This window comes from Haloquadratum walsbyi J07HQW2, from assembly GCF_000415985.1.
GTDB classification, from domain to species: Archaea; Halobacteriota; Halobacteria; order Halobacteriales; family Haloferacaceae; genus Haloquadratum; species Haloquadratum walsbyi_B.
This window is the reverse complement of record NZ_KE356561.1, coordinates 3532235-3533316: the sequence shown is the minus strand read 5'-3', so window position 1 is coordinate 3533316 and position 1082 is coordinate 3532235. Positions and strand designations below refer to the sequence as shown.

General features: G+C 44.1%; 2 protein-coding genes. Both read left to right on the top strand.

All coding sequences use genetic code 11. The features are described from left to right. The first annotated feature begins 289 nt into the window (after nt 1–289). Nucleotides 290–583, top strand: a complete 294-nt coding sequence (locus tag J07HQW2_RS16365; protein ID WP_021056801.1) for a hypothetical protein — start codon at nt 290–292, stop codon at nt 581–583. A gap of 314 nt (nt 584–897) precedes the next feature. Further along, the coding region (locus J07HQW2_RS19360) for a hypothetical protein (RefSeq protein ID WP_303704279.1) at nt 898–1082 on the top strand (185 nt) is incomplete at its 3' end.

Genomic DNA, 1082 nt, shown 5'->3' with positions numbered 1-1082 from the left:
AATACTTGTCTATATTGTTCTTCGTCGGATTCACTTGCTTGTCACTACCATATGTTCCCCTACTATGACCGGGGGTGCCAGGCATTGATTCTCCAATGCCATGATCGCCATTTTGTCTATGCCTATGTCCATAACGGTCCTTATTATCATGAGGATTGGACATGATAAATTCAGCTATGGATTAGATTGGTTTAATTCTTCTGCATATAACAATGGTTAATATAGGTGAATCCTGAATACCCCATACAAATAAAGACAGTATTATAAAACCAAGATCCTATATAGAAATATGTCTGATAAGACAGATGCTGGAACTGGATCCTTGCTTGATGCTGTTCCAGACAAAACCATTGGACAGATAGTCAAACGGGCTGCTTCAAGCGGTCTTGGTGATATTCAGAATCAAGGTCGGATTGTCGTCGAACGATTATTTAAACGGAATGCGATCTTTGCTGCAAAGATTCAGCAGAACAATCGTGTCAACATTCCACAAGCCGAGGTAGAAAAGCTTGATCTTGAGCCTGGTGAAATCGTTCAAGTAGCGTTAACGTCTGTAGAGGACGAACAAGTCAATGATGACTAAGCGAAATATCGAGAACTGTCGATCATGAACTAGGGCATGTGAGTAACTCAGAGTAGATTTTTATCAGAAGAATGGGTGACCGGAATGTGCGGATGTATAATCCGACTCATTACTTCTGTATGTCAGCTAAAAATAGCTCCGATTGGCGCTCTTACCATTGCATAGTCACATGAGTCTCATACCAGTCTCTATGATACCGCCACAGTCAGGGCGAAATCACATATGTGACTGTAGACGGGAGTATCGGAGCAATCCATGATGACAGTTTATTCTGACAATAGTATATTCACGGTCCAGTGTACTCATCATCAGCGGTGGTGGATGACACAGTCTCCGTCGGGAGTGGCGACACCGACACCTGTGCACTGAGCACCACCATTGAATGCGACCCACCGTGGCCTGATCGACAAACCTCTCACAAGATGACCCAACTCACGACAGACACTGATGACCCAGAACGCCGAACAGAACACAAACCCGACCACGACCACAAACACAA

What these genes read in the sequence shown, in the direction of transcription:
- J07HQW2_RS16365 (WP_021056801.1), top strand. Translation starts at nt 290, where the DNA reads ATGTCTGATAAGACAGATGCTGGAACTGGATCCTTGCTTGATGCTGTT.